Here is a 23725-nt window from a genome sequence, read left to right on the forward strand (position 1 = left end):
GAGCCGGTGCGGCCGGAGCGCTCAGCGGGCGAGGCGGATGAGGATGCGGCACACCTCGTCGATGATCTCGGCGGCCTCCGCCTCGCCCTCCGCCGTCGCGATCTCCCGGCCCGCCTCGCCGATCACGGTGGTCAGCACCAGGCTCAGCACCTGGCCCGCGCGGCCCGCCGGGGCGCCGGACGTGCCGCGCAGCAGCTTGGTGTTCTGCGCGATCCAGTGCTGCGCCCGGCTGCGGCGCATCAGCGACGACCCGGACGGCCCCTCGCCGCCGTGGAACAGCCGCGCCGCCTCCCGCCGCTCCCAGCACACCCGCAGGTAGGCGCGGGCGCCCGCGATGAACAGCGCGATCGGGTCGTCCTCGCCGGACTTGCGGGCGGCGGACACCGCCCGCGCGGCGCTCTCCTCCTGCTCCTCGGTGAGCTCCTCCCACAGCGCCACGTACAGGCCGGCCTTGCCGCCGTAGTGGTGGTACAGGCTGCCGACGCTGATGCCGGACCGTTCGACGATCTCGGCGATGCCCGCGTCGGCGTAGCCGCGGTCGGCGAACACCCTCTGCGCCGCGGTCAGCAGCGCCTGCCGCGTGGCGTCCGCGCGCGCCCACTGCCGCCGGTCGGTGCCGGCCTCGCCCGCGCCGCCCGCCGGGCGCGTCCTGCTCGTGGTCATCCCCACATCGTGCCCGGATCGCGGCCGGGTCACCAGCACGCGGCGCCGCCGGCCCGGCACCCGCGTCCGCGGACCGGGCGCGCGTCTCAGTACCAGTGGTGCGCGGACCACCACGACCACGCCCCGCACGGGTCGTGGTAGCGGGCCTTGATGTAGCCGAGACCCCACGCGATCTGCGTGGGGGAACTGGTGCGCCAGTCGGAGCCCGCGCTGGCGAGCTTGGAGCCGGGCAGCGCCTGCGGGATGCCGTAGGCGCCGCTGCCGGGGTTGACGGCCCGCTCGTTCCAGCCGCTCTCGTGGTTCCAGAGCGTCAGCAGCGACGACCAGCAGTTGCCCCAGCCCTTGGCGGCGTTCATCTTCTTGCCGTACGCCTTGTTCTGCGCGGCGCTCGGGTTCGACTTGGCGAGCCGCTCCTTCTCCTTCTCGGCCTTCAGCTTCGCGCGGGCCGCGGCGTCCTTCTTGGCCTGCTCCTTGAGCTTCTTCATGTACGCCTGGTGCTCCTTGTAGGCGCGCTCTTTGGCGGCCGCTATGGAGTCGGCTGTGACGGCGTCCATGTCGAAACCCTGGAGGCGGGCGAGCATGTCGTTGGTCGAGATGGGCCCGTTCGCTGCGGCCTTCGGCGGATCGGCCTCGCCCAGCAGCTTGTTCCAGTCGACGAACACCACGGCGCCGGCGAGCACCGCGATGCCCGCGACGGTGATGGTGACGTTGTGGGTGAGCAGCTTCCAGGCCCGCCGCCGCTTCTCCGGACGGTAGCGCTCAGGCAGGTCCCGCGGCGCGTCCCCGTAGGGGCCGGACGGGCCGTACGGGTCGGACGAGGCGAGCGTGCCGGGCGCCTCGGGGGACTGCCTGGGCGCCGGGACCCGGGCGGCCCGGCGGCCGCCGGCGCCCCGCTCCCCGGCCCGCCGCTGACCGCCGCGCCGCTGCTCGGAGCGGGTGCGGCCGGAGGCGGAACCGGTGCGTCTGCGCGTGCCGTGACTCTGTGGCATAGGAGAAGACTGCCTTATCGCCCGGGTCTTGTGTTGTCGATGACGATGTACGCAGGCGATGTCACAGCCGGTTCACCGCTCGTCCGGCCGGCTCCGCCGGGGTCAGAGCTCGAGGTCGCCGGCGGCGAGCCGGGCCGGCTGGAGCGCCTCGAACAGGTCGCGGTGCATCCCGTCGAACGGCGCGAGCGCGCCCGCCGGGTCCTCCAGCGCGAGGTTCGCGGCGTTGACCTGCTCGCGTCCCGCCGCGGTGATCTGCACGAGGGTGGCGCGCCGGTCGCTCGGGTGCCGGGCGCGCTCGACGAGCCCGGCGGCCTCCAGCTGGTCCACGGTCAGCTTCACGGTCGTCGGGTGCATCATCAGGATCCGGCCGAGGGTGCTCAGCCGGGCGTTGCCGGTGCCGATGAGCGCCAGCGTGGTCAGCAGGAAGTAGCCGGTGCGGCTCAGCCCGAACCTCTTCAGCTCGGTGTCCAGCGCCTTCTTGAGCATCTGGTGGAGCCGCTCGACCGAGCTGATCGCCATGAACGGCCACGGCCCGCCGGCCATGCCCTGCCCCGACCAGCGGTCCCTGATGCCGGTGACCAGCGGGTCCACGCCGTCCTCCCGGGCTTGTTCCGCGCCTTGCCGCGCCTCGGTACGCACGCCGGAGATCGTAGCTTCGGACAAATCATGATGTAAGTACTCGCTTCTTAGAACTTCTTCCAATAGAGTGCTCCAGATCACAAGCGGGACGCCTGTGTCCGTGTGACCCTGGTGGCCTCGTGAGTGATACCGGTCTCGACCGAGACCACGGTGGCGCGGAACACCAGTAGGACAGCAGCGGCGCCCCGTGGTAGGGCAGGGAACCGGAGTATCGGATGGGCGCCGACGTCCGAGAACGAAGGAGGCTGGGATGACCCTTCACGCACCCCCCGCGGGGGAGGGCACCGGCTGATGGCCCTGAGCCTGACCAAGGCCCCGGACCTGGCACGCCGACGGGTCGAGCGCGCGCTCGACGAGACCGGGCTGCTGTGCGTGACCCTCCTGGAGGGGCTGCGCCGCACCTGGGACCTGCGCCAGTGGTGGGGCGAGTTCGTCGAGCAGTGCTGGTTCCTCGCCCGGGTGACCAGCGTGCCCGTGATGCTGATCGCGGTGCCGCTCGGCGCCACCATCTCGCTGCAGGTCGGCGACATCGCCCGGCAGCTCGGCGCCCAGTCGGGCACCGGCGCGCTGCTGACCGCCGCGATGATCCAGCAGGTGGCCCCGCTGGCCGCCGCGCTGCTGGTCTCCGGCGTCGGCGGCTCGGCCATCACCGCGGACATGGGCGCCCGCAACATCCGCGACGAACTCGCGGCCATGGAGGTCATGGGCATCAACCCGATCCACCGCCTGGTCACCCCGCGGCTGTGGGCGGCGAGCATGGTCTCCGGCCTGCTCTGCTCCGTCGTGATCCTGGCGGGCGTGCTCGGCGGCTACTACTTCAACGTCATCCAGCAGGGCGTCAGCCCGGGCGCGTTCTTCGACGGCGCGACGACCCTGCTGCAGTTCTCGGACCTGGTCATCACCCTGTTCAAGGCGTGGATCTTCGGGTTCATCGCCGCCGCGGTCGCCTGCTACATGGGCATGAACTGCGACCTCGGACCGGTCGGCGTCGGCCGGGCGGTGAACAAGGCGGTGGTGGTCACCTCGATCGTGGTGTTCGCCACCAACTACATCCTCACCATGATCTACCAGGTCCTGTTCCCCCCGAGGTTCTGATGGTCGCCATTTCCCCCGTACGCAAGCTGGGCCGGGCCTTCAAGGGCCGCGCGGCCGGGCTGTCGGCCTCGGCCAACCTGCCGATCTTCCTCGGCCGGGTGCTGTACCACCTGTTCGTCGACATCATCGTCCGGCGCAAGTACGGCAAGACGCTGGCCAAGCAGGTCAGCGACATCACCGTCGGCGTCGGCGCGCTGGTGATCGGCGGCGGCATGATCTTCGTCATCGCGACGATGTCGCTGGCCACCGGCGCGATGGTCGGCCTGCAGGGCTACCCCGGGCTGGAACGCATCGGCGCGGAGGCGTTCACCGGGCTGGTCGCCAGCTACTCCAACGTCCGCGAGGTCACCCCGATCATCGCGGGCGTGGCGCTGGTCGCGCAGGTCGGCACCGGCTTCACCGCGGAGATCGGCGCGATGCGGATCTCCGAGGAGATCGACGCGCTGGAGGTCATGGGCATCAACTCGCTGGCCTACCTGGTCTGCACCCGGGTCGCCGCCGGCGTCATCGCCCTGGTCCCGCTCTACCTGGTGTCGCTGTTCATGGCGTTCTTCGCCACGAGGTTCATCACGATCCAGTACTTCGGCCTGTCGCCCGGCATCTACGACTACTACTTCCACCTGTACCTGCCGCCGATCGACGTGTTCTACAGCGTCATCAAGGTCGCGGTGTTCGCGTTCATCGTGATGTTCATCCACTGCTACCGCGGCTACTACGCCGCGGGCGGCCCGGTCGGCGTCGGCGTCGCCGCGGGCCGCGCCATCCGGGAGTCCACCATCCTGATGATCCTGATGAACCTGCTCCTGTCGTACATCTTCTGGGGCCACGGCAGCACGGTGAGGCTGACCGGATGAGCGACGAGAGCCTCTCCTCCCGATCCCGGACGATCTTCGGGCTGGTCGGCGCCGGCGTGATCGCGGTCGCCGCGGTCGCCGTCGGGATCTCCACCACCCCCTCGTACGCGGGCTCCACGTACTACGACGCGACCTTCGGCACCGCGGGCCAGGGCCTGGACCCCGGCAAGTCGGACGTGAAGATCCGCGGGATCGCGGTCGGCAGCGTCGACAGGCTCAAGCTCGACCGCGACGGCCGGGTGACCGTGAAGATCCGCGTCGACAAGGGGATCCGGGTCCCGGACACGGCCACCGCGACGATCGAGCCGGTGTCGGTGTTCGGCCCGAAGGACCTGGTGCTGGACCCCGGCGCGCACGAGCTGTCCGGCCCGTTCCTCAAGGACGGCGGGACGGTCGTGAAGACCTCCGACCCGCAGGACCTGTCGCAGACGGCGTGGCCCGCCTACAACCTCACCAAGGCGATCAACCCGGACGAGGTGGCGACGATCCTGCACACCCTCGGCGCCGGGCTGTCCGGTGAGGGTCCGGCGGCGCGCCGGCTGATCCAGAACGGGTCGACGGTCGTGGACGCGACGTACGCGGACCGCGCGTACATCCAGGCGCTGCTGAACGACATCAACGGCCTGTCGGGGACGCTCGCCGCGCACGGCGACGACATCACCCGGTTCACCGGCGACTTCAACACGCTGTCACAGGTGATCAACGAGAAGCCCGACAAGATCAACCAGCTGCTGGCGCAGGCCGGCCGGCTCGGCGACACCGTCGGCACGACGATGCGCGGGCACGGCGCGAACCTCGGCAAGCTCATCGACAGCGTCGGCGGGGTCGCCGCGACGGTGCACTCCGAGAACGACAAGCTGCCGGTGCTGATGGACAGCCTCAACGGCTTCTTCGCGCTGCTCTCGAAGATCATCCGGATCCCGGGCCCTGAGGGCACCACGATCGCGCAGGCCAAGGAGGCGCTCTCCCTCGACCTGTGCCAGGTCTTCATCGACGTGTGCACCACCGACCCGTTCAAGAGCAAGACCACGAGCACGGCGGGAGGGCGGCCATGAGCCCGGCACGCGGCAAGGCCGCCCGCGGGCCGGAGTACACCACGATCGCGAAGTTCCTGGTGTTCCTCGTGGTGACCGTCCTGCTGACCTTCTACATCGGGCAGCAGATCCTCGGCACCAGCTTCAACTCCCGCTACAAGCTGACCGCGACGTTCGACGACGTCACCGGCCTGCTCACCGGCGACGAGGTGAAGGTGGCGGGGACGCCGGTCGGCCAGGTGAAGAGCATCAAGGTGGTGCGCGGCAAGGCCGTCGTCGGGATGGCCGTCGACAAGGACGTCCGGCTGCCCGCCGACTCCACCGCCGCCGTCCGCTGGCGCAACGTGATGGGCCAGCGGGTCATCTACCTGGAGCCGGGCAGCAGCCCCGCGAAGCTCGGCAACGGCGACCGGGTGCCGCACACCCGGTCGGTGGTGGACCTCGGCGAGATCCTCAACAGCCTCGGCCCGCTGACCCAGAGCCTGGACCCGAACCAGATCAACAAGATCCTGTTCTCCTTCTCGCAGGCGCTGGACGGCAACGAGCAGAACATCTCGCTGCTGACCGACAACCTGGACGCGCTGCTGCAGACCTTCGAGGCCCGCCGCGACACGATCAAGGGGATGATCGACAACTACGAGACGGTCAGCCAGGCGATCGCCAAGCGGGACTCCCAGATCGCCGCCAGCGTCGACAACCTGGCGTCGCTGACCGGCGTGTTCGCCGACAACCGCAAGCTGCTGGAGAACGCGGTCGTGCAGATCTCGGGCGTCACCACCAACCTGAACGCGGTGCTCGGCGGCAACGACGCGCAGCTCGCCCGCATCATCGACAACCTCGGCAAGTTCAGCGAGACCTTCCAGCTGAACGTCGACCAGCTGGAGAAGATGGTGCAGCAGCTGCCGCTGACCCTCCGCGAGCTGTTCGCCGCCGCCAACGGCGGGCACTTCCTGCGCACCAACGCGCTGTGCCTGAACATCGTGCAGGGGCCGTGCCCCTTCCCGATGCAGCTGCCGAAGGCGCCCGGCACCAAGCAGCCGTCCAAGCAGGACCTCGCCAAGCTGAAGGCGATGCTGACGGGGAGTGGCGGCTGATGGCGCTCAAGTCCCTGCGGGACGTCAACCAGAAGCTCGTCGCGATCGTGACGCTGGCGGTGCTCGCCGCCGGGCTGATCTTCGCGTTCGCGATCGGCCAGCTCCACCTGTTCGACCGGGGCTACACGATGAGCGGCTACTTCTCCGACCAGGCCGGCATCAAGAAGGGCGACGACGTCCGGGTCGCCGGCGTGAAGTCGGGCCGCGTCACCGGCGTCGAGCCGGACTTCGCGCACGGCCGCGTCCTCATCACCTGGCACGTCAACGCCGGCATCGACCTCGGCCGCGACACCCACGCGGAGATCGAGACGACGACGCTGCTCGGCGGCCGCTACCTGAAGCTGTCCGGGCCGGTCGCCAAGCCGTACCTGGCGAGCCTGCCGGAGTCGCGGCGGCGGATCCAGCTGGACCACACCGGCGTCCCGTTCACCGTCCCCGAGGCGCTGCAGAACACCCAGAACATCGTCGGGAAGCTCGACGAGAAGAGCATGACGAAGCTGCTGTCGGAGGTGTCGGCGATCAAGTCGCCGGGCGCCGCGAAGCTGCACCGGATCCTGGAGAACATCCAGGACCTGTCGCGCACGCTCAACGACTCCTACCCGCAGATCCAGAACCTGATCGAGGCCAGCAAGACCATCACCGGCACGCTCGCGAGCAAGGACGACAAGCTCCGGCAGATCATCGACGCCAGCCAGGTGCTGCTGCAGTCGCTGGTGAACCGGCGCAACGAGCTCGCCGCGACGATCGGGCAGGGCAACCGGACGGTCCGCACCCTCGACAACGTCATCTCCCGGAACCAGAAGAAGCTGGACACGCTGCTGGACAACCTGCACCTGCTGACGACCCGGCTGGCGCCCAACATGGACGCCCTGAACACCGACTTCTCGCTGCTCGGCCCGACGTTCCAGCAGGTCGCGAACCTGAAGGGCAACGGGCCGTGGATCGAGGGCGTGCTCACCGGGCTCGGGCCGATCCAGCCGCCGGGACCGATCTCCACGCGGCGTTCCCCCGCCGGGCAGGGAGGCAACTGATGGGCCGCCTCACCCGGGTCTCCCGGAGGACCAGGTCCGGCGCCGCCGCGATCGCGCTCGTGCTGGCCGCCGCGCTCGGCGGCTGCTCGCTCGGCTCGTCCGGCGGGGAGCGCACGATGACCGTCTACGTGCCGAAGGCGCGCTCGTTCTACCCGCAGTCGAAGGTCCTGGTGATGGGCGTCGACGTCGGCCGGGTCGACACCGTCAAGCAGCTGGACGACAAGATCAAGGTCACGTTCCACATCGACCGGGACGTCCCGCTGCCGCAGGGCGTGCAGGCCTCGATCGTCCCGCTGAACCTGGTGGGCGAGCGGAACCTGGTGCTGCACCCGGCGTGGAAGCCGGGCGAGCCGAAGGAGACCTCCAACGTCATCCCGCTCGAGCGGACGACCGTCCCGGTCGAGGTGGACGACGCGCTGAACTCCTTCACCAACCTGGCGAACGCGCTGGACCCGACGAAGATGCACACCGCGCTCGGCAAGGCCGCCGACGCGGTGAACGGCAACGGCAAGGAGTTCAACGCCACGCTGGAGCAGAGCGCCCGGCTGGTGGAGAACGTCGCGGGCCAGGACAAGGACCTGATCGAGGTCGCGCAGAACCTCAGCCGGATGGCCGGGGTGGTGCGGGGCCGCGAGCAGGTGCTCGGCACCATGATCCAGGACTTCGGGCAGGCGACGCAGGTGCTCGCCTCCGAGCGCGGCGACCTCCAGCAGCTGATCAGCGCGGTGCTGGACCTGTCGAAGAACGGCGACAAGCTGCTCCAGAAGTACAAGGGGCGGCTGCCCTACGACCTCGCCGTCCTCACCCGGGTGGCGCTGGTGCTGAAGGGCAACACCAAGCAGCTCGCGCAGCTGCTGGACGTGCTGCCGGGCGTCAGCAGCGCCCTGATCGGCGGCTACGGCAAGAAGGACAAGTCGCTGCACATCCGGTTCGCCACCGACGCGTTCGTGCGGACGTGGCTGAAGGGCCTGATGGACTCCGACGAGGTCGCGTGCCCGCTTCCCGCGCCCAACTCCAACTGTCCCTGGCAGAACGGAGGCAACTGATGGGCAGGAAGGTCGTCTTGCTCGTCCTCGCCACGGTCCTCGCGCTCTCGGGCTGCAACTACAAGACGGTCGGGGCGCCGAAGGGGCACCTCACCCTGACCGCCGAGTTCAGCGACGTGCAGGGGCTCGTCGCCGGGCACAGCGTGAAGATGTCCGACATCACGATCGGCAGCGTCACCAAGGTGCAGCTGGACGGCTACCGCGCGAAGGCGACGCTGTCCATCAAGGACGGCGTCAAGATCCCGCAGGGCACCCGCGCCGAGATCAAGGTGACGTCGCTGCTCGGCGAGAACTACGTGGACCTGCAGATGCCGCCGGGCGCCAGCATGGACCGCGGCCCGTTCCTGGCGAACCACGCGGCGATCACGCAGACCAGCGTGCAGCCGGCGTTCGAGCAGGTCGTCGGGCAGGCGGGGCCGCTGGTGCAGGCCCTCGCCGGCAACGACGTCGCGACGGTCGTCAACGCCGGCGCCACCGCGCTCGACGGCAACGGCACCCGGCTCAACACCTCGATCGCGAAGGCGACGACGCTGCTGAAGATGGTCGCCGACCAGCGCGAGCAGCTCGGTGAGTCGGTCGACCATCTCGCGAAGCTGGGCCGGTCGCTGGCCGCCGGGGACGACGCGCTGAACCAGGCGCCCGTCGAGATCGAGCGCACCACCCGGCTGCTGGACCAGGACAAGCGGAAGATCCTCGGCACGGTCGCCAAGCTGACCGAGGCCGCCCGCCAGCTGAACGACAAGGTGCTGGAGGGGCGGGTCGCCCGGTTCCGCAAGCTGCTGGACGACCTCGACCCCGTCCTCGCGCAGCTCGGCAACAACCGGACCCGGCTGACGAACCTGGTCAACGGGCTGGAGACGTTCACCACCAAGCTGCCGAAGGCCAGCTACGACGGGCAGCTGCTGCTGTACCCGCTGCTGAACATCGTGTGGCCGGACGGGTCGCCGGTGCTCGGCGGCGACAAGCCCGCCAAGAAGACGGGCAAGGCGGCGGGCGGCGCCGGCGGCGGCACGGGCGGCACCGGCGGCACCGAGCTGCCGAAGCAGTTCCGGACGGCGTTCCCGGACCTCGACAAGATCCTGCAGGGGCGGCAATGACCAGGCGAGTGACGATCAACCTGGCCGTGTTCGGCGCACTGGCCGTGATCATGGTCGTGTGGGCGTTCCGGAACGTCGTGCACTTCGACTTCATCGAGCGGCCGTACCACATCACGGCCGAGTTCGAGTCGTCGCCGGGCCTGCACCCGAACTTCGAGGTCGACTACCTCGGGCTGCGGGTCGGCAAGATCGACTCGGTGAAGCTGGTCAGGAACAAGGTCGTCGTGCGGCTCGACATGGACCGCGGGGTGAAGATCCCGCAGGGCGTCACCGCGGCGGCGGCCCGCAAGTCCGCGGTCGGCGAGCCGGTGGTCGAGCTGACCCCGGCGCCGGGCCGGGCGGGCGCCCCGCCGATGAAGCCCGGCACCGTCATCCCGGTGTCGCAGACGAAGGTCCCGCCGAAGTACAGCGACCTGTTCGGCGCGGTCATCAAGTCCCTCGACGCGATCAACCCCGACGACGCGAAGGTGCTCACCCACGAGCTGTCGGAGGGCCTCGCCGGCCGGGAGGACTCGATCCGGCAGATCGTCAACGGCGGCGACCAGCTCACCCAGACGTTCGCGCAGAACACCGAGCTGCTGGACGGGCTGACCAAGGACCTCGGCAAGATCACCAGCGTGCTGAACCGGAACCGCGGGGCGCTCGGCGCGGGCATCGACAACGTCGCCGCCCTCACCTCCGCGCTCGCGCAGGTGCGCGGCCAGCTCGCCGAGCTGCGCGACCGCGGCCCCGGCCTGCTGTCCACGGTGAACAACCTGCTCGACGAGACCGGCCCGAACTTCGACTGCACGGTCGACACGCTCGGCAACTGGGGCATCTCCGCCTACAACCCGAACTACCTGTCGGACCTGAAGACGACCCTCGCCGTCGCGCCGCAGCTCAAGACCGTCCTCGACAACGTGATCGGGCTGGACCAGGGCAAGCCCGTCCTGAACGTCATCTTCGAGATCACGCTGAAGCACCAGGCGGCGCTGGAGTACAAGTACCCGCTGCCGCAGCCGCAGCTGGCCACCGTGCCGACCTGCGCCGGGGGCCGGACGCCCGACCTGGACGTCAAGCAGAACACCTACCGGGCGAAGAACCCGGGCGACGTGATCCCCACCCACGATCCCGCGCTCGACAAGCCCCTCAAGGCCCGGAACGCCGCGAACAACGGCAAGGACTCTTCTGGTGGGCCGCCGGTTTGGCTAGTGTACATTCCCCCGGTTCTGGCACTGATGGTGCTGATCAGGGTCATGATGGGCTCGGTGCCCGTGGTGTCCCGCCTGTCCCGGCTTCGCCGCCGGCACAAGGACTGACCCCAATCCCCGTAGGAGTACCGAAGTGACAGCCAAGACCACCAAGGAAGCCGCGGACGCCGCCCGGGAGAGCCACCCGGACGGCGAGGCCGACGAGGTCGAGGCGGTCGCGTCCGAGCAGGACGAGGCGGTCGAGGACGCGCGGGCCGCGAAGGCGGCCGCGTCCGAGCAGGAGGACGGCGCGGAGGACGACGGCGCGGAGGAGGCGGCCGAACGGCCCGCCGCGCGGCCGAAGCGCAAGCGGCGGGTCCGGGTCATCGAGGTCATCGACGACGATGACGACCTCGAGGACGTCCTGGAGGCGATCGAGGCCGAGGACGACGAGGACGAGCCCCCGGCCCGTCCCGCGGCGAAGACCGCGAAGACGGCGAAGGCGGCGAAGACCGCGAAGCCCGCCGCCAAGGCGTCCCTCGCCAAGCCCGCCGCGGCGGCCAAGCCCCGTCCGGAGCGGCTCGAGCCCCCGGAGGAGGAGGCCGAGGAGCGGGCGGACGCGGTGGCGATGCGCCCGGCCCGCAAGGTCGGCCCGTTCTCCTACACCCCGACCCGCCCGCCGAAGGAGCACGCCGGCTCATCGTCGCTGGTCCGCGTCATCGTGACGGTCGTCGTGGTGGCGCTGCTGGCGAGCCTGGCGATCTGGCAGTGGACGAGGGCGAGCGGCCTGGCGTCGGACAAGGACGCCCGCGGCGAGGTCTCCAAGGTGGCCCTGCAGTACGGCGACGTGGCGTTCAACTACAACGCGTCCAACTACCAGTCGCAGGCGGCCAAGGCCGAGAAGCTGATGGCCGGTGACCTGCTCGACCAGTTCAAGCAGTCGACGCTGCCGGGCCTGACCGCGGCGTTCAAGAGCGACTCCCAGGTCGGGATGTCGTCCAAGAGCAGCGACGTCTTCGTCGGCAGCGTGAACGGCAAGTTCGCGACGGTCGTCGTCATGGTCGACATCGGCCTGCAGACCAAGGACGGGAAGGTGAGCCAGCCCTCCACGCTGCTGCGCCTCGCGCTCGCGAAGGTCGACGGCAAGTGGAAGGTCACCAAGCAGTACCCGTCCGGCGTCAACGACAACAACCAGAGCAACCAGAGCAACGGGAGCAACGGCCTGGTGCCGGGGAGCAGCGCCGCGTCGCCGTCCCCGAGCACGACCAAGACCGGCAAGCCGTAGAACCGGTACGTTCCGCGGCCCGCGCCCCGCACGGTGGAAGCCGTGCGGGGCGCGGCGCGTTGTGGCGGGTGAAGTGTCGGAGGTGGCGGGCAGAATGACGACGGTGACGGAGCGTACGGTCTCAGACGAGGGCACCCGGGTGCCGGACGAGGTGATCCACGAGTTCGGGGCGCTGCTCGGCGCCGCCGCGCTGCTGGAGCGCATCGCGGGCCGCGAGCTGGAGCGCCGCTGCGGCATCCGGCACGCGGTGTTCGAGGTGCTGCTCCGGCTGTCGGACGCGGGCGCCGACTGCCCCGACATGGGCGGGCTGGCCGGCGAGCTGATCCTCACCAGCGGCGGCATGACCCGGCTGGTCGACCGGATGCAGGAGGCGGGGCTCGTCCGCCGCCGTCCGCACGCCGGGGACCGCCGCCGCCACCTCGTCGAGCTCACCGACGCGGGCCGCGCGAAGCTCGACGAGGCGATGCGGGTACACGCCGAGACGCTCCGCGAGCACTTCGCCGGCCCCCTCACCGACGAGCAGCGCCACGCCCTCGTCTCGGCCCTCCGCACCCTCCGCACCACCGCCCGCGAGGAACTCGGCACCCTGAGGTAGCCGGACATGCCCGTCCGTCGTGACGGGGGTTCCAGGGGTCGCCCCCCTGGGAATCACCGTGAGTAGTGCTCGACGACGAGTTGTTCGTCGCAGATGACGGGGATCTCGCGGCGTTCGGGGAGCCGGGTGAGCTGGGCGGCGAGGGCGTCGTGGCGGACGTCGAGGTAGGGCGGGACGGTGTCGGTGTGGCCGCCGGCGGCGGCGATCTGGAAGGCGTCCATCTTGTGGCTGCGTTCGGCGACGGTGATGACGTCACCGGGGCGGAGGCGGAAGGACGGGCGGTCGACGCGGCGGCCGTTCACCAGGATGTGGCGGTGGACGACGAACTGGCGGGCCTGGTAGATGGTGCGGGCGAAGCCGGCGCGCAGGACGAGGGCGTCGAGCCGGCGTTCGAGGTCGACGAGGAGGGCCTCGCCGGTCTTGCCGCCGGCCTTGGCGGCCTTGGCGAAGGCGTTGCTGAGCTGGGCCTCGCGGATGTTGTACTGCGCGCGCAGCCGCTGCTTCTCGCGGAGCCGGACCTTGTAGTCGCTCTCCTGCTTGCGGGCGCGGCCGTGTACGCCGGGCGGGTAGGGGCGGGCCTCGAAGTACTTGACGGACTTCGGGGTCAGGGGGATGCCGAGGGCCCGCGACAGGCGGACCTTGGGCCGGGGGTTGTTCATCGCGCTCCTCAGTGGTTAGGTAAGCCTTAGTTAGGCAAGCCTAACCTAGTACGTCAAGGAGGCCATGGTGGGGCGAGCGGACACGACGGGGACGCGGGTGGGCGGGCCCACGGCGGCGGAACGGGCGCGGACGCTCGCCTACGGCATGGGCGACGGCGTCCTCGCGGCGCCGGGCGTCCCGCACACGCCCGTCCCGGCGTACACGACGGACCTCGACGGGCGCCCGCTGCTGCTCCTGCCGGCGGAGTCGGCGCTGGTCAAGGCGCTGGCCGGGGAGGAGGACCTGCCCGCCACGCTGCGGATCAGCGACGTCGCGCCGGTCCCGCTCGCCGACCGGGTGCGCGGCCGGGCGTGGCTGCACGGGTGGCTGACGGAGCTGCCGCCGGCCGGGCTGCGGGACGCCGCGCTGAAGCTGTCCCGCCCGCATCCGCGCCCCGAACTGCTCGACCTCGCCGCCGAGAAGCCGCCGCGCGACCGCGAGTGGACGGTGCTCACGATGGACGTCGCGCAGGTCGAGATCGAGGACGCCTGGGGCGGCGCGACTCTCGAGCCCGAGGAGTACGCCGCCGGCGCGCCGGACCCGTTCGTCGCCATCGGCGCGGGCATCCTGACGCATCTGGACTCGTGCCACCGCGACGAGCTGAAGGGCCTGCTGCCGGTGTCGGCGTCGCCGTCGGGCGATCCGGACGGGCTGCCGGAGGTCCGGCCGCTCGGGCTGGACCGGTACGGAATGTGGCTGCGCTGCTCCGCGCCGTCGCCGGACGGGGGCGGGACGTTCGACCTGCGGCTGACGTTCGGGGAGCCGGTCAGTGATCTCCACGGCCTGCGCCGGGTGTACCGGCACCTGTTCGCGCACGCGACCCCGTAGTCCGTACGGGACGAACACCGAAATATCCGTCCATATGGCCGTGATCTCCCGGATGGCGCGGACCGTCCCCGGCGGGACATGCTCGGGTCTCCGGCCGCGGGACGCCGCCCGTCGCCCGCCCGGGACGCCCCGGCCGCCGGCTCGCCCTCGCGGGGTGGGTAAGCAGGCGGACGGGAACCGTACCGGGCGGCGGAACGGCGGCGGCCCCGGCCGGGCCGGTGGTCCGGCGCCGCGGAGCGTAAGCCGGGGGCGTGGTCCGGGCCACTGGTCGAAACCTCCGCCGCGTCCAGGCCACTGCCCGCGATTGGCTCTGCCGCCGGCGGCCGCCGCGCCGCACGCTGGGAGCATGACCGGACATCACCCGCAGACCCGCGCCGTCCACCCGCCCGTGATCACGCCGTCCGGCAGCCGCCCGCTCGGCCAGCCGATCTACCAGAGCCACCTGTTCGCCTTCGACGCCGCCGACGACCTCGCCGCCGCGTTCCACGGCCCCGGCCAGGCGTTCCTGTACGGCCGGATGAGCAACCCGACCGTCCGCGCCCTGGAAGAGGCCCTCGCCGAGATCGAGGGCGGCGCCGGCGCCCTCGCCACCGCCGCCGGGATGGGCGCGATCAACGGGGTCCTGATGGCGCTGCTGAAGTCGGGCGACCACGTCATCGCGCAGTCCTCGCTGTACGGCGGCACGTACGCGCTGCTGCACGACCTCGCCGACCGGTGGGGCGTCGAGCTGACCCACATCCCCGGCGACGACCCCGCCGAGGTCCGTGCGGCGCTGCGCCCGAACACGCGGCTGCTCTACCTGGAGACGATCGCGAACCCGACCACGCACGTCACCGACATCCCCGCGTTCGCCGAGGCGGTCCGGGGGACGGGCGTGCTCACCGTCGTCGACAACACGTTCGCGCCGCTGCTGTGCAGGCCGCTGGAGCACGGCGCGGACATCGTCGTCCACTCCGTCACCAAGTACCTGGGCGGGCACGGCGACGTCATGGGCGGCGCCGCCGTGTTCGCCGACCCGGACGTCCACCGCCGCGTCTGGGACCACGCCGTCGAGCTCGGCTCCACCGCCGACCCGTTCGCCGCCTGGCTCACCCTCCGCGGGCTCGCGACCGCGCCGATGCGCGTCGCCCGGCACAGCGCGAACGCCCTCGACCTCGCCCGCCGCCTCGCCGGGCACGCCTCCGTCGACCGCGTCCACTACCCGGGGCTCATCGACCACCCGCAGCACGAGACCGCGCGCCGGCTGCTGCCCGACGGCGCCGGCGGCGTCCTGGCGTTCGAGCTCGCCGGCGGACGCGAGGCCGGGCGGGTGTTCAGCGAGTCGGTGCGGCTGGTGTCGCTCAGCCCGTCGCTCGGCGACACCGGCACGCTCGTCATGCACCCCGCGAGCACCTCGCACCGGCAGATGGACGCCGCGTCCCTCGCCGCCGCCGGCATCGGCGAGGGCACCGTCCGCCTGGCCGTCGGCCTCGAAGACCCCGACGACCTCTGGGAGGACATCGAGCAGGCCCTCGCCAAGGCCACCTGACCGGACGGGAGGCTAGAGGTAGAAGCCGGTGGCGGTGGAGGGCGGCGCGTGCGTCTCGGGGCGGTGCTCGCCCTTGCGGAGCGCGGCGAGCTCGGCGAGGGTGGCGCCGTCCGGGCCGATCTCGGACGCGGCGTCCGAGCCGTCCAGCCACGCCACCGACTCCTCGCGGGACAGCCGGCCCACCTCGATCTGCGCGAGGCAGCGGCCCGGCCGCACCACCGCCGGGTGCAGCATCGCCAGGTCCTCGTTGGTGGTGATCGCCACCAGGACGTCCCGGCCCTGCCCGAGCATCCCGTCGGTGAGGTTCAGCAGCCGCGACAGGCCCTGGCCCGTCGACTGCTTCGCCTCGCCGCGGATCAGCTCGTCGCAGTCCTCCAGGATGAGCAGCCGCCACCGGCGGTTCTCGTCCTCGTCGTCGCCGACCGCCACCTCCATGAGGTAGCTGGGCGTGCCGAACAGCGCCTCCGGGTCGAGCACGCAGTCGGCCTGGCACCACTTGCCCCACGCCCGCGCGAGCGCCCGCAGCGCCGTCGTCTTGCCGGTGCCGGGCGGGCCGTGCAGCAGCAGGAGCCGGCCCGCCACCTCGTCGCGCGTCAGCTTCATCACCCGGTCGAGGGCGTCGGCGACGGCACCGGTGTAGTTGCCCCGGATGTCCTCCCACGCGTCGGCGGAGATCGCCCGCTCGTCGCGCGACGGCCCGTGCATCCCCATGTGCCAGAAGCCCATCTCGACGCTGGTCTCGTCGGTCTTCGGCGGATCCGTCGCGTCCTTCACCGACGCGTCCAGCACCGACTCGGCCAGCGCGTCCGACACCGCCGACACCGCGAGGTACGCGCTGCCGTTCTTCCACCGGTTCGTCAGCAGCGTCCAGCCGTCGCCCTCGGCCAGCACCGACTCCTTGCCCTTCTCGCGGGCGACCCGCACCAGGCGCGCGCCCTCCGGGCGCAGCGGCGCCTCCGGGCGGACGTGGTCCAGCCGCGTCGACCGCGACCACGGCTGCTCGCCGGACGCGAACGGGCGCAGCGACAGCACGTCCATCACGTCGGCGGGGGAGTTGTTGTCGCTGAGGTTGAAGACCACCGGCAGCGTCGCCTCGGGCCCGGGATCGGTCGCGTTCTCCCCGGGCCCGACGAGATGCAGGACGTCCTGCGGCCTCTCCTGCGACATGGTCATGTCATTGATCATCAGGCGTGCCCGGCGGGCGCGTCCACCGAATTAGCGGCACCGGCGCGGCTCAGGCGCCGCCGCCCTCGCGCTCCTGCCGGGCGGCCCGGCGGGCCTCCGCCTCCTGGAAGTCGAGCTTCTCGGCCTCCTCCGGCGTCGGCGCGGTACCGCCGAGATAGGCGGGCTGCCACCACTTCTCGCCGGCCTTCGGGACGTCGGGGTACTCGCGCTGCGCCTTCTCCAGCAGCTCGGACATGCGGGCCTGCAGGTCCCGGGTGACCTGGTCGTAGTCGTCGCCGCGCTTGGGGTGCATCGGCTCGCCGACCAGGATCGTCACCGGGACGTTGCGCTGCAGCAGGCGGCGCTTGCGGCCCTTCGTCCACAGCCGCTGCGGGCCCCAGATCGCGATCGGGATCAGCGGGGTCTTGGACGCCACCGCCATCCGCACCGCGCCGCTCTTGATCTCCTTCACCGTGAAGGAGCGGCTGATCGTCGCCTCCGCGAACACCCCGACGATCTCGCCGCCGCGCAGCGCCTTCAGCGCCGCCGCGTACGAGGAGGCGCCCGCCTCCCGGTCGACCGGGATGTGCTTCATCCCGCGCATCAGCGGCCCGCCGACCCGGTTGTCGAAGATCTCCTTCTTCGCCATGAACCGCACCAGCCGGCCGGCCGGGTGCGCGGCCAGGCCCGCGAAGATGAAGTCGAGGTAGCTGACGTGGTTGCTGACGAGCACGGCACCGCCGGTGCTGGGAATGTGTTCGGTCCCCTCCAGACGGAACTTGATGTTCAGGGCCTTGAACACGCCAAGAGCCGTCTTGATCACTGGCGGGTACACGCGTTCGGACATGTCAGCACCGTACTTGAGGTGCGCCATGATCAGCGAGTGCGGCGCCGGGATCGCGATGGATCCCACAAGCGGCCGGAACTCTGAGAAGGTGGGGTGTGACGTGATCCGCCGATGGTGAAGGGGGATGAGCATGGAACCGTTGGACGCGGCGGCGGACGTGCACGCGCTCATCCGCGACGTGCTCCCGGCGCTGGCGCCCAGCGCCTGGTTCGACTCCGGGACGTCCGAGGTGGTGCTGCCGCTCGGCCGGTCCGAGGCGCGCGCCTCCAGCTGGACGGTGCTGGAGCGGTGCGCCCGCGAGCCGCGCTCGGCGTGGCCGCAGGTGGTGGACGAGTGGGTCCGCGAGGTCGGCGACCGCGCGTTCCTCGCCGTCGGCGAGATGGAGCTGTTCGGCGACGTCCGCGAGCTGCTGCGGCTGCGGATCGTGCCGAAGCTCGCGCCCCGCGACCGGGAGGGCCTCGTCGTCGTCCCGGCCGGCGACCACTTCGACGCGATGGTGATGATCGAGCATCCGCGCTACGGCGGGCCGCTGACGAAGGCGCGGGCCGGCCTGCTCGGCCTGCACAAGCTCGGTTACGTGATGACGAACACCCATGACCGCGAGCTGTCGGACGTGTCGGTACACGACCAGCCCCTGCTGCCCGGCCGGAACGTCCGGGTGGTGGCCAAGCCGGGCAGCCGGTACGTGTCGGCGCTGCTCAGCGAGGTCGACCAGTTCCTCCCGGTGCCGAACGAGCACGGCGCGCTGGTCGGCGTCCCGTGCCACAGCACGCTGCTGCTGTACCCGATCACGTCCACGGCCGTCCGCGAGGTGCTCCCCGTCTTCGCCGACGTCGTCCGCGAGATGCACGCCGCCGCCGACGACCCGTGCGCCCCAGGCGTCTACTGGAGCCACGGCGAGCGCCGCCTGACCCCCCTCCCCGCCGACGCCCCCCACGAGGGCACCGGCGAGTTCGCCACCCTCCTCCGCCGCCTGCCGTCTTGACCCAGGGGGGCGACCCCCTGGAACCCCCGTTGCGACGGAGGACGCGTTTCCCGCTCCGCTGGCGCTCCGCGGGAAACGCGTCCTCCGTCGTCGGGCAGGCCCGCTGCGCTCGCTGGCGCTCGCTCCGCGTGCCTGCCCGTGGCGGCGGCTGGGGTCCGGTCTTCCGTATGCGCGTTCAGCCGGCTCTTACGGGAGCTTCCAGTCGATGGGTTGGGCGCCCTGTTGTTCCAGGAGCTGGTTGGCGCGGCTGAAGGGGCGGGAGCCGAAGAAGCCGCTGTTCGCGGAGTAGGGGCTCGGGTGCGGCGACTCGATGCAGGGGACGTTGCCGAGCATCGGCTTGAGGTTGCGGGCGTCGCGGCCCCACAGGATCGCGACGAGGGGGCGGTCGCGGGCGGCGAGGGCGCGGATGGCCTGCTCGGTGACCTGCTCCCAGCCCTTGTCGCGGTGCGAGCCGGGCTTGCGCGGCATGACGGTGAGGGCCCTGTTCAGCAGCAGGACGCCGCGCTCGGCCCAGGGCGTCAGGTCGCCGCTGGACGGCTCGGGGTGGCCGAGGTCGTCGCAGTACTCGCGGAAGATGTTGACGAGGCTGGCGGGCAGCGGCCGGACGTCGGGGGCGACGGAGAAGCTGAGGCCGACCGGGTGGCCGGGGGTGGGGTAGGGGTCCTGCCCGACGATCAGCACCCGGACGTCGTCGAACGGCTGGGTGAAGGCGCGCAGGATGAGGTTCCCGGCGGGCAGGTAGCGGCGTCCGGCGGCGACCTCGGCGCGCAGCCAGTCGCCGGCGGCGGCGATCGTCCCGGCGACGGGGGCGAGGGCCTGCGCCCAGCCGGCTTCGACGATCTCGGTGAGGGGGCGTGCCGTCATGGCGCATCAGCCTAGTGCGGTGATCACCGGGCCCGCGGCCGAACCGTTTCTTGATCAGGCCTGTGAAGTTTCCTGACCACATAAGGACGGCGGATCGGGAAAAGGTTTCCTGGTTGCCCGAATCGGCAGATGAACCGGGTGAAACGTCCCGTTAAGTCGGCGTTACTTCCCGCCGTGGAGCGTTGACGTTCCGCGTCCGCCGCCGAAACCTGGGAGGGCAGGCAAGTGCCGGACGAGCGGACGGGACGATCGGATGACCCAGCTGACCAGCGTGGACGCCACATTCCTGAACGCAGAGATGGGCAACGTGCACGCCCACATCGCGGGCCTCGGGGTGCTCGACCCCGCGTCGTGCCCGGGCGGGCGGCTCACCACCGCGATGGTGGCGGGCCTGGTGCGCGACCGCGCCCACCTGGCCGCGCCGCTGCGGCGGCGGCTCGTCCGGGTGCCGCTCGGCCTGGACTTCCCGTACTGGGAGGACGACCCGGACTTCGCGCCGGAGAAGCACATCGTCGAGATCGGGCTGCCCGCGCCGGGTGACGACCGGCAGCTCGCCGACGCGGTCGCGATGCTGCACGAGCAGCCGCTCGACCGGTCCCGCCCGCTGTGGGAGATCGCCCTGATCCAGGGCCTGCGGGGCGGCCGCGTCGCCGTGTACGTGAAGGTGCACCACGCCGCGATCGACGGCGTGCTGGCGGCCGAGACGCTCGCCGCGCTGCTCGACCTGTCGCCCGAGCCCCGCGAGCTCCCGCCGGACGACGCCGCTCCCACGCGCGCCCCGAGCCCGGCGGCGATGGTCGGGACGGGGCTGCTGCGGATGGCGGCGCACCCCGTCCGGTCGGCGCTGTCGCTCGCGCGGAGCGCCCCGTACCTGGACGAGATCCCCGGCCTCGCGTCCATCCCCGGCGTCGGGTCCGTGTCGGCGGCGATGCAGGCCGCGCTGCGCCGGCCGGAGGCGCCGCCGGTGCCGCGGGTCGCCGCGCCGCCCACCCCGTTCAACCGGCCGGTGGGACGGCGCCGCGCCGTCGCCTGCGGCGAGCTGCCGCTCGCGGACGTCAAGGAGATCCGGCGCGGGCTCGGCGGCAGCGTCAACGACGTGGTCATGGCGCTGTGCGCGACGGCGCTGCGGCAGTGGCTGGACAAGCGCGGCGACCTGCCCGACGGCCCGCTGGTCGCGGGCGTGCCGGTGTCGCTGCGGCGCGCGGGCGGCGGCGGCCCCGGCGGCAACCAGGTGTCGATCATGAGCACGCCGCTCGCCACGCACATCCCCGACCCGGCCGAGCGGTACGCCGCCGTCCGGCGCGACATGGACCTCGTCAAGCGGCGGTTCACCGCGTCGGCGGGCGGCTGGGTGCGGGAGATGAGCGGGCTCCTGCCCGCTCCCGTCGCGGGCGCCGTCACCAAGTTCGCGCTGCAGGCCGCGTCGGCGGTGTCGCTGCGGCCGGTGAACCTCGTCGTGTCGAACGTCCCGGGCCCGCAGTTCCCGCTGTACCTGTGCGGTGCGCGGGTCGTCGGCTACTACCCGATCTCCGTGATCACCGACGTCAGCGGCGGCATGAACATCACGGTCTTCTCCTACGACGGCAAGGTGGACGTCGGCATCGTCGCCTGCCGGGACCTCGTGCCCGACCCGTCGGAGATCATCGACCACCTCGACGACGCCCTGGACGAGTTGAGGGCGCTCAGCCGGCAGGCGCTCGGCGAGGGCTGACGGTCAGGCTTGGATGCCCAGGGCGGTACGGTGCCGGCGGGCCAGGGCGAGTGCGGCGGCGCCGGCGGGCTGCATCGGTTCCGGAACGGGGCCGTCGAACGCGGCCGTGGACACGCGGCCCTCGTCGTTGACGGCGACGAGGCCTCCGAACAGTTCCGTGAAGGCCGCGTCGTCCATCACGACGGCGGTGAGGAGGTCGAGCGCGAACGTCAGCGGGTCCACGCCGAGGCCGAGGAAATAGGCGCGGATACGGCGCTCATTGCGCGCGCGGGTCATCGTCCGGTGGAAAGGCCATTCCTCCTGGACGAAATCGTCGCCGTAGTCCTCGTCCATTCCGAGCAGTTCCTCGGCGTATTCGCGGACCATGCAGCGCCACAGGTCGAGGTCCGCGCGCTCGTCCGCCAAAGGCTGGAAGACGCCGACCGGCATCACCTGGTGCAGGCCGCCGGCGTGCGCGACCTTCGCCGGGTCCCGCCAGTGCAGGACGTACGCGCCGGACACCGTGACCGTCAGCGTGGTGATCGCGCACAGCGCCGTCCGGCGCCGCAGGTCGCGCGGGTCGCCGACGCGTTCCCGCAGGGCGGCGCGGCCGGCGGCCAGCTCGTGCGCGGCGGCCTCGCCGACGTTCACGCCGTCGAAGTAGCGGCCGGGGCCGAACCGCAGCACCGGAGGGGCGGCGGCGAGCAGGCGGTAGCTCGGCCGGTCGTCGAAGATCCGCGGCGGGGCGAGCGCGGCCATGGCCTCGGCGTAGGTGCGGTAGCCGTCCGGGAGCCCGTCGGACGGCGCGGCGACGGCGGGCGGACCGGGTTCGGGGTCCCACTCCAGCCGGACGTCCTCCAGCGGGAGCGGGGCGTCCGGGATCCACTCCTCGCGGCACATCAGCCGGGTGCCCGCGACGCGCGGGACGCCGGGGTAGAGGTCGTCGCTCGCGATCCGGCCGAGGCGGTCGCGCTCGGCGTTCAGCCGTGCCCGCTCGGCTCTCCACCGTTCCTCGTCAGCGTTCATCAGCACCGACCGTAGGCCATCGGGGACCGCCGGGTCCGGGGCCGGGCCATCGGGGAACGTGACCTAAAGTAACTTTACGTGCAGACCGCCCAAAGTATCGAAAACCCCCTGGAGCCCCTGGAGAAGCGGAGCGCGGCACCCCTCGCCTGGGCGCTGTGGGGAGTGGGCGTCCTCGCCTACGTCGTGGCGGTCCTGCACCGGACGTCCTTCGGCGTCGCCGGCGTCGACGCCGTCCACCGCTTCGGCGCGTCCGCCGGCATGCTCGCCTCCTTCACCGTCCTCCAGCTCCTCGTGTACGCGGGCCTCCAGATCCCCGTCGGCCTGCTGCTGGACCGCGTCGGCCCGCGCTGGATGATCGCCGGCGGCGCGCTGCTGATGGCCGCCGGGCAGGCGCTGATGGCCGTCTCCACCTCCGTCGGCACCGCCGTCGCCGCCCGCGTCCTGGTCGGCGCCGGCGACGCGATGACCTTCATCAGCGTGCTGTCGATCGTCGCCACCTGGTTCCCCGGCCGGCAGGCCCCCGTCGTCACCCAGCTCACCGGCCTGCTCGGCCAGCTCGGCCAGGTGCTCAGCGCCGTCCCGCTCGTCGCGCTGCTGCACGGCCCCGGCTGGACCGCCGCGTTCGGCTCCGCCGCCGCCCTCGGCGTCCTCGTCGGCGTGCTGGCCGTCGCCGTGCTGCGCGACTCCGCGCCCGGCGCCGTCCGCACCGCGTCCCCGCCGCTGCGCCAGGTCGGCCGCGACCTCCGCGCCGCCTTCCGGCACCCGGGCACCCGCCTCGGCCTCTGGACGCACTTCGTCACCCAGTTCTCGTCCAACACGTTCGCGCTCATGTGGGGCTACCCGTACCTGGTGTCCGGCCAGGGCATGCGGCCCTCCGCCGCGTCCGCCCTGCTCACCCTGTTCGTGCTGGCCAACGTCGTCTCCGGGCCGTTCGTCGGGCGGCTCGTCGCCCGCTACCCGCTGCGCCGGTCGCGGCTCGTCCTCGGCATCGTCGCGACCAACGCCGGCGCCTGGGCCGCGGTCCTCGCCTGGCCGCCGCCCGCCCCGTCCTGGCTGCTGGTCCTGCTGGTGGTGTGCGTCGCGCTCGGCGGCCCCGGCGCCATGATCGGCTTCGACTACGCGCGGACCTTCAACCCGCCCGCCCGGCAGGGCACCGCCACCGGCATCGTCAACGTCGGCGGCTTCGTCGCGGCTCTGATCACGATCCTGCTGATCGGCTTCGTGCTGGACGCCCTGTCGCCCGGCAAGGAGTTCACCCCGTCCGCCTTCCGCGCCGCCTGGACCGTCCAGGTCCTCATCTGGACGGTCGGCGTCGCCGGCGTGCTGCGCACCCGCCACCTGACCCGCCGCCACATCGCCCTCTCCGAAAGCCGATAAAGGCGCCGGAAAAGCCATTCCCCGCGCGACCGTAAATGCGCCGTCCGTGCGGTCAGATATGCGTTGACGCTCGGTGGACGCGGATGTGTAGAGTTGATCTGTTTTGATCGGCGACCGCAGGGAGGC

At 71.7% G+C, this 23725-nt stretch carries 23 protein-coding genes; 15 read left to right on the forward strand and 8 right to left on the reverse strand.

What is annotated here, in order from left to right; genetic code table 11:
- Positions 1–21: 21 nt before the first annotated feature.
- The 3 genes from F9B16_RS27475 to F9B16_RS27485 form a co-directional block, all read right to left on the reverse strand.
- Complete coding sequence (locus F9B16_RS27475; protein ID WP_151543098.1) at positions 22–663, reverse strand: TetR/AcrR family transcriptional regulator; 642 nt, start codon at positions 661–663, stop codon at positions 22–24.
- A gap of 86 nt (positions 664–749) precedes the next feature.
- Positions 750–1652: an aggregation-promoting factor C-terminal-like domain-containing protein gene (locus F9B16_RS27480; RefSeq protein ID WP_151543099.1), complete on the reverse strand. Its 903-nt coding sequence runs from the start codon at positions 1650–1652 to the stop codon at positions 750–752.
- A gap of 102 nt (positions 1653–1754) precedes the next feature.
- The gene (locus F9B16_RS27485) at positions 1755–2291 is read right to left on the reverse strand and encodes a MarR family winged helix-turn-helix transcriptional regulator (RefSeq protein WP_225991987.1); all 537 of its coding nucleotides are present in this window, start codon (positions 2289–2291) and stop codon (positions 1755–1757) included.
- Between the two features lie 291 nt (positions 2292–2582).
- Between F9B16_RS27485 and F9B16_RS27490 the strand changes: the two genes are divergently transcribed.
- The 10 genes from F9B16_RS27490 (at position 2583) to F9B16_RS27535 (ending at position 12591) form a co-directional block, all read left to right on the forward strand.
- Positions 2583–3386, forward strand: coding sequence for an MlaE family ABC transporter permease (locus F9B16_RS27490; RefSeq protein ID WP_151543100.1), 804 nt, complete (start codon positions 2583–2585; stop codon positions 3384–3386).
- The gene (locus tag F9B16_RS27495; protein ID WP_151543101.1) at positions 3386–4240 is read left to right on the forward strand and encodes an ABC transporter permease; all 855 of its coding nucleotides are present in this window, start codon (positions 3386–3388) and stop codon (positions 4238–4240) included. The genes F9B16_RS27490 and F9B16_RS27495 overlap by 1 nt, the downstream gene beginning before the upstream one ends.
- Entirely contained in the window at positions 4237–5295 is a 1059-nt protein-coding gene (locus F9B16_RS27500) for an MCE family protein (protein WP_151543102.1), read from the forward strand. The genes F9B16_RS27495 and F9B16_RS27500 overlap by 4 nt, the downstream gene beginning before the upstream one ends.
- Complete coding sequence (locus F9B16_RS27505; protein WP_151543103.1) at positions 5292–6368, forward strand: MCE family protein; 1077 nt, start codon at positions 5292–5294, stop codon at positions 6366–6368. The genes F9B16_RS27500 and F9B16_RS27505 overlap by 4 nt, the downstream gene beginning before the upstream one ends.
- Positions 6368–7399, forward strand: coding sequence for an MlaD family protein (locus F9B16_RS27510; protein WP_151543104.1), 1032 nt, complete (start codon positions 6368–6370; stop codon positions 7397–7399). Before F9B16_RS27505 ends, F9B16_RS27510 begins: the two co-directional genes overlap by 1 nt.
- A complete protein-coding gene (locus tag F9B16_RS27515; protein WP_151543105.1) occupies positions 7399–8445 on the forward strand; it encodes an MCE family protein in 1047 nt (348 codons plus the stop codon). Before F9B16_RS27510 ends, F9B16_RS27515 begins: the two co-directional genes overlap by 1 nt.
- A complete protein-coding gene (locus F9B16_RS27520; protein ID WP_151543106.1) occupies positions 8445–9542 on the forward strand; it encodes an MCE family protein in 1098 nt (365 codons plus the stop codon). The genes F9B16_RS27515 and F9B16_RS27520 overlap by 1 nt, the downstream gene beginning before the upstream one ends.
- The gene (locus tag F9B16_RS27525) at positions 9539–10840 is read left to right on the forward strand and encodes an MCE family protein (protein WP_151543107.1); all 1302 of its coding nucleotides are present in this window, start codon (positions 9539–9541) and stop codon (positions 10838–10840) included. The genes F9B16_RS27520 and F9B16_RS27525 overlap by 4 nt, the downstream gene beginning before the upstream one ends.
- A 25-nt stretch (positions 10841–10865) precedes the next feature.
- Complete coding sequence (locus F9B16_RS27530) at positions 10866–11996, forward strand: hypothetical protein (RefSeq protein ID WP_151543108.1); 1131 nt, start codon at positions 10866–10868, stop codon at positions 11994–11996.
- A 103-nt stretch (positions 11997–12099) separates the two neighbouring features.
- On the forward strand, positions 12100–12591 hold the full coding sequence (locus tag F9B16_RS27535; protein WP_225991988.1) for a MarR family winged helix-turn-helix transcriptional regulator: 492 nt from the start codon (positions 12100–12102) through the stop codon (positions 12589–12591).
- Between the two features lie 53 nt (positions 12592–12644).
- On the opposite strand, the gene rpsD is transcribed toward F9B16_RS27535, so the two are convergent.
- Complete coding sequence (rpsD, locus tag F9B16_RS27540) at positions 12645–13250, reverse strand: 30S ribosomal protein S4 (RefSeq protein WP_151543110.1); 606 nt, start codon at positions 13248–13250, stop codon at positions 12645–12647.
- Positions 13251–13314: 64 nt separating this feature from the next.
- On the opposite strand from rpsD, the gene F9B16_RS27545 reads away from it, so the two are divergent.
- Together F9B16_RS27545 and F9B16_RS27550 are read left to right on the forward strand one after the other, a co-directional pair.
- The gene (locus F9B16_RS27545) at positions 13315–14118 is read left to right on the forward strand and encodes a DUF2470 domain-containing protein (protein ID WP_151543111.1); all 804 of its coding nucleotides are present in this window, start codon (positions 13315–13317) and stop codon (positions 14116–14118) included.
- 346 nt (positions 14119–14464) lie between these two features.
- Positions 14465–15646, forward strand: a complete 1182-nt coding sequence (locus tag F9B16_RS27550) for a trans-sulfuration enzyme family protein (RefSeq protein ID WP_151543112.1) — start codon at positions 14465–14467, stop codon at positions 15644–15646.
- 12 nt (positions 15647–15658) lie between these two features.
- Here the strand turns inward: F9B16_RS27550 and F9B16_RS27555 are convergent, their stop codons facing one another.
- Positions 15659–16819, reverse strand: a complete 1161-nt coding sequence (locus F9B16_RS27555; RefSeq protein ID WP_225991989.1) for a DUF5925 domain-containing protein — start codon at positions 16817–16819, stop codon at positions 15659–15661.
- Between the two features lie 61 nt (positions 16820–16880).
- A complete protein-coding gene (locus tag F9B16_RS27560; RefSeq protein ID WP_151543113.1) occupies positions 16881–17657 on the reverse strand; it encodes a lysophospholipid acyltransferase family protein in 777 nt (258 codons plus the stop codon).
- Between the two features lie 130 nt (positions 17658–17787).
- Between F9B16_RS27560 and F9B16_RS27565 the strand changes: the two genes are divergently transcribed.
- Positions 17788–18642 (forward strand): hypothetical protein, encoded by an 855-nt coding sequence (locus F9B16_RS27565; protein ID WP_225991990.1) that lies wholly within the window; start codon positions 17788–17790, stop codon positions 18640–18642.
- A 186-nt stretch (positions 18643–18828) separates the two neighbouring features.
- Here F9B16_RS27565 and F9B16_RS27570 read toward each other — a convergent pair whose 3' ends face one another.
- Positions 18829–19506: a uracil-DNA glycosylase gene (locus F9B16_RS27570; protein ID WP_151543115.1), complete on the reverse strand. Its 678-nt coding sequence runs from the start codon at positions 19504–19506 to the stop codon at positions 18829–18831.
- Positions 19507–19759: 253 nt separating this feature from the next.
- Here F9B16_RS27570 and F9B16_RS27575 point away from each other — a divergent pair, with 253 nt between their 5' ends.
- Positions 19760–21217 (forward strand): WS/DGAT/MGAT family O-acyltransferase, encoded by a 1458-nt coding sequence (locus tag F9B16_RS27575; RefSeq protein WP_151543116.1) that lies wholly within the window; start codon positions 19760–19762, stop codon positions 21215–21217.
- Positions 21218–21220: 3 nt separating this feature from the next.
- Here the strand turns inward: F9B16_RS27575 and F9B16_RS27580 are convergent, their stop codons facing one another.
- Positions 21221–22222, reverse strand: a complete 1002-nt coding sequence (locus F9B16_RS27580; RefSeq protein ID WP_151543117.1) for a transcriptional regulator — start codon at positions 22220–22222, stop codon at positions 21221–21223.
- Positions 22223–22300: 78 nt separating this feature from the next.
- Here F9B16_RS27580 and F9B16_RS27585 point away from each other — a divergent pair, with 78 nt between their 5' ends.
- Positions 22301–23599, forward strand: a complete 1299-nt coding sequence (locus F9B16_RS27585) for an MFS transporter (RefSeq protein WP_225991991.1) — start codon at positions 22301–22303, stop codon at positions 23597–23599.
- The last annotated feature ends 126 nt before the right edge of the window (positions 23600–23725 follow it).

It is taken from the genome of Actinomadura montaniterrae, from assembly GCF_008923365.1.
Lineage (GTDB): Bacteria > Actinomycetota > Actinomycetes > Streptosporangiales > Streptosporangiaceae > Spirillospora > Spirillospora montaniterrae.

Coding starts and splice junctions, on each gene's coding strand:
- F9B16_RS27545 (WP_151543111.1), top strand. CDS start 13,315: ATGGTGGGGCGAGCGGACACGACGGGGACGCGGGTGGGCGGGCCCACG.
- F9B16_RS27550 (WP_151543112.1), top strand. CDS start 14,465: ATGACCGGACATCACCCGCAGACCCGCGCCGTCCACCCGCCCGTGATC.
- F9B16_RS27515 (WP_151543105.1), top strand. CDS start 7,399: ATGGGCCGCCTCACCCGGGTCTCCCGGAGGACCAGGTCCGGCGCCGCC.
- F9B16_RS27565 (WP_225991990.1), top strand. CDS start 17,788: ATGGAACCGTTGGACGCGGCGGCGGACGTGCACGCGCTCATCCGCGAC.
- F9B16_RS27480 (WP_151543099.1), bottom strand. CDS start 1,652: ATGCCACAGAGTCACGGCACGCGCAGACGCACCGGTTCCGCCTCCGGC.
- F9B16_RS27555 (WP_225991989.1), bottom strand. CDS start 16,819: ATGACCATGTCGCAGGAGAGGCCGCAGGACGTCCTGCATCTCGTCGGG.
- F9B16_RS27560 (WP_151543113.1), bottom strand. CDS start 17,657: ATGTCCGAACGCGTGTACCCGCCAGTGATCAAGACGGCTCTTGGCGTG.
- F9B16_RS27495 (WP_151543101.1), top strand. CDS start 3,386: ATGGTCGCCATTTCCCCCGTACGCAAGCTGGGCCGGGCCTTCAAGGGC.
- F9B16_RS27525 (WP_151543107.1), top strand. CDS start 9,539: ATGACCAGGCGAGTGACGATCAACCTGGCCGTGTTCGGCGCACTGGCC.
- F9B16_RS27520 (WP_151543106.1), top strand. CDS start 8,445: ATGGGCAGGAAGGTCGTCTTGCTCGTCCTCGCCACGGTCCTCGCGCTC.
- F9B16_RS27575 (WP_151543116.1), top strand. CDS start 19,760: ATGACCCAGCTGACCAGCGTGGACGCCACATTCCTGAACGCAGAGATG.
- F9B16_RS27500 (WP_151543102.1), top strand. CDS start 4,237: ATGAGCGACGAGAGCCTCTCCTCCCGATCCCGGACGATCTTCGGGCTG.
- rpsD (WP_151543110.1), bottom strand. CDS start 13,250: ATGAACAACCCCCGGCCCAAGGTCCGCCTGTCGCGGGCCCTCGGCATC.
- F9B16_RS27490 (WP_151543100.1), top strand. CDS start 2,583: ATGGCCCTGAGCCTGACCAAGGCCCCGGACCTGGCACGCCGACGGGTC.
- F9B16_RS27580 (WP_151543117.1), bottom strand. CDS start 22,222: ATGAACGCTGACGAGGAACGGTGGAGAGCCGAGCGGGCACGGCTGAAC.
- F9B16_RS27510 (WP_151543104.1), top strand. CDS start 6,368: ATGGCGCTCAAGTCCCTGCGGGACGTCAACCAGAAGCTCGTCGCGATC.
- F9B16_RS27475 (WP_151543098.1), bottom strand. CDS start 663: ATGACCACGAGCAGGACGCGCCCGGCGGGCGGCGCGGGCGAGGCCGGC.
- F9B16_RS27505 (WP_151543103.1), top strand. CDS start 5,292: ATGAGCCCGGCACGCGGCAAGGCCGCCCGCGGGCCGGAGTACACCACG.
- F9B16_RS27570 (WP_151543115.1), bottom strand. CDS start 19,506: ATGACGGCACGCCCCCTCACCGAGATCGTCGAAGCCGGCTGGGCGCAG.